General features: G+C 58.9%; 5 protein-coding genes. 1 reads left to right on the plus strand and 4 read right to left on the minus strand.

The genetic code is table 11. The annotated features are described in order from the left end of the window. Positions 1 to 108 precede the first annotated feature (108 nt). The gene (gspG, locus tag JHD07_RS16070) at positions 109 to 594 is read left to right on the plus strand and encodes a type II secretion system major pseudopilin GspG (RefSeq protein WP_291623852.1); all 486 of its coding nucleotides are present in this window, start codon (positions 109 to 111) and stop codon (positions 592 to 594) included. Positions 595 to 665: 71 nt separating this feature from the next. On the opposite strand, the gene JHD07_RS16075 is transcribed toward gspG, so the two are convergent. The 4 genes from JHD07_RS16075 to JHD07_RS16090 form a co-directional block, all read right to left on the minus strand. After that, positions 666 to 842, minus strand: coding sequence for a hypothetical protein (locus JHD07_RS16075; protein WP_291623855.1), 177 nt, complete (start codon positions 840 to 842; stop codon positions 666 to 668). Between the two features lie 187 nt (positions 843 to 1029). Continuing rightward, positions 1030 to 1650, minus strand: a complete 621-nt coding sequence (locus JHD07_RS16080; protein WP_291623857.1) for a serine protease — start codon at positions 1648 to 1650, stop codon at positions 1030 to 1032. Positions 1651 to 1831: 181 nt separating this feature from the next. Beyond that, positions 1832 to 2788, minus strand: a complete 957-nt coding sequence (locus JHD07_RS16085) for a GDP-L-fucose synthase (protein WP_291623859.1) — start codon at positions 2786 to 2788, stop codon at positions 1832 to 1834. After that, the coding region (locus tag JHD07_RS16090; protein ID WP_291623861.1) for a GDP-mannose 4,6-dehydratase at positions 2769 to 2961 on the minus strand (193 nt) is incomplete at its 5' end. The genes JHD07_RS16085 and JHD07_RS16090, both read right to left, overlap by 20 nt.

Raw genomic sequence — 2961 nt, forward strand, 5'->3', positions numbered from 1 at the left:
CGCGAAATTCACTCCGATCTCGTCGTCTCTGGGATGTCAAGTCTTTGGACACAACTTCGCATCAGGATTGGTCCAAAATGAACAGCAGACAAATTCGGAGGCTGGACCGTGTCGGAGATCGTTCGGAATGGACAGGGGCTGACTGGAAGGGCAGGCAAGCGGGGCCGCGCCGATGCGGGATACACGCTGCTCGAACTCTTGGTGGTTATGGGGGTCATCGGCATCCTAACGGCCGTCGCCACGCCGCAATTGATGGGATACTTCGGAAAGGCGAAAGCTCAATCGGCTCAATTGCAGATCGAGAATATCAACACCGCCCTTGAAATGTACTATATGGAGAATGGCGCATATCCGAGCGTTAACGTCGGCTTGAGGGCGTTGGTCGAAGCGCCCCCGGAGGCGCCCCGTTGGAACGGTCCGTACCTGAAGAATACCAAAACCCTCCTGGACCCGTGGGGGCGGCCGTATCAATACGCCGTCACTGATCAGGGCGAGTACAACGTCTATTCATTGGGACCGAGCGGAAAGGGCGCAAAAAAAGCAAGTTCGGACGCACGCTCCACGCGGGCGTCATGGGCTAACGGGTCAAGCTGATGCGCTCCCAACGGCAGTTTCTCTACGGCCTCCCGCGCTCGCTGCCACGGAGAAGCGCCGCGCCTGCGGCATCAGGTCCGAAGTTCTTTCGGTGCTGACCGGGTGATCGCCTCGGGCTTCAGCGCGGCTTGGGCTTCGACGATCTCCTGCCGCAGCCTGACGACCTGAGCGTAAGCGACATCCAGGCTTTCCCGTGTTGATTCGGGAGAGGGCGCAAGACTTGTCTTGTTCGGCTTTGAGCGCTGCATGGACGTGTCCTCGCCGTTAATGATCGTTGGTCCCGAGAAGTCCTGCCTTGGTTCGCTCACGGTCTAGTGAACGCAACTGCATGGCTTCCGGCAAATACGTGGCTTCCAATGGTTGGCTTTCCTGCAACGAATGTGCCGGTCTTCGAGGTACCAGCGCGCCAGCGAGTGATACGATCTAGGTAATAATTTACCTCTGTTGATCGACCCCGCTCAGCACGCCAGGAGGCAGAAAGGCTCCGATTTCAGGGGCGGGGACGAAGTACTTCGCGATGTCCCGACTATCGTTCTTGCCGGTCAGTCTTTCCCGGCGGACCTCGGAGATCTTGCGGCTCATGATCCCGACCAAGCAGTGACGCCGAAGGTCGAACACCCCTGCGCCGGAATTTCCGGTCTGAGCCACATCCGCTATGGCCGTTTTGAAGCGGCGTGCCGATTCGGGGATCATCTGCGGAGGAAATATGCGGGAATGCTCGATCCTACCCGGGACGAGCGTCACGACGTCCTCCCCCGGCGCTGGAACGGCGGCGCACAACCGCATTCTCCGCAGGGCTAGACGCATCGGCAGGAGAGTTTCCTTGACCGAAAGAAGGGTGAGATCCGTCCCCTCGAAGGTGCCCTCCTTGACCATCGTAGTCGGGTATTCCCGACCTTCGATCACGACCCGCGGCTTCGTCAGCCAGGCTTGGCCCGCGACATGTGCGGCAGTCAGAAAATACCCCCTGCCAAGATAGATGCCGTAGCCCGGCCAATCCTGCGTCGGCGTCCGGTGAATGTTGATGGCAAACGGCGGAAGGGTGTCTTCCGCCATTTGTGCCATTGCAGGATTATAGCCGGCCGTCAGGCTTATGAGGGCTGCTAAGAGCTGTGTAATCCGAGACCACGGCATGCGGAACTTGCCGGCTAGTTTCGCGACTGGAGCGTCATAATGAGGCATCCTGGCAAACTGCAAGGCTCGAACGAGAGGCCAGCGCGCGGCGTGTCGAGCACCGTCAGCCAGTCCGAGACGCCGTCTCCTCCTGGAATGCCTGATAAGCAAGGCGAATGCCATGCGTCAGTGAAGTTCGAGCACGCCAACCGAGCTTTTCCAGTCGTGTTACGTCCAACAGCTTGCGTGGCGTGCCGTCTGGGCGCGTCGTATCGAAGACGATATGTCCACGATAGCCGACCACTTCCGCAATCAACCGGGCAAACTCGCCGATGGTGATATCCTGCCCGGTGCCGATGTTGATGAGATCCAGATCAGAATAGACCTTCATGATGTGGATGCATGCATCCGCAAGATCATCGACATAAAGGAACTCCCGTTGGGGCGTTCCCGTGCCCCACACCACGACCTGGTCCGCGCCCGACAGCTTGGCTTCGTGAAAGCGGCGGATCAGGGCCGCCACGACATGGCTGTATTCGGGATGGTAGTTGTCTCCAGGGCCGTAGAGGTTGGTTGGCATCACGCTGATGAAGTCGGCACCGTACTGATGACGATAGGCCTCGACCATCTTGATGCCCGCGATCTTTGCGATCGCATAAGGCTCATTCGTGAGTTCAAGAGGGCCCGTCAGGATCGCGCTTTCCTTGATGGGTTGAGGAGCCAGCCTGGGGTAAATACAGGAAGACCCCAGAAACATCAGCTTCTCTACGCCATTCACGTGCGCGGCATGAACGACGTTGCTCATGATGACCAAATTCTCATAGAGAAATTCCGCCCGGAGCGTGTTGTTGGCTACGATACCGCCGACTTTCGCTGCGGCCAAGAAGACGACCTGCGGACGATTGGCAGAGAACCACGAGAACACGGCCGCTTGGTCGCGGAGGTCGAGTTCGCTCCGTGTCGTCGTCAGGAGTTGAACTCCTTCGGGCGCCAAACGGCGGACGAGTGCAGAGCCGACCATGCCGCGGTGGCCGGCGACAAAGACCGATTTCCCTCTCAGTTCAAACGGCGCTTCGGCCATTGGCAACCTCCCGCTTGGCCGCGGCCAGATCGCTGGCGACCATTTCGGAGACCAGCTCGGTAAATTTTCTTTTCGGACTCCATCCTAAGATCTGCCGTGCTTTGGAAGCATCGCCGATGAGGAGCTCGACTTCTGTGGGCCGGAAATAGGTCGGATCGACCTTCACGAGGACC

The sequence above is a fragment of the Bradyrhizobium sp. genome (genome assembly GCF_016462955.1).
In the GTDB taxonomy this organism is placed as follows: Bacteria; Pseudomonadota; Alphaproteobacteria; order Rhizobiales; family Xanthobacteraceae; genus Bradyrhizobium.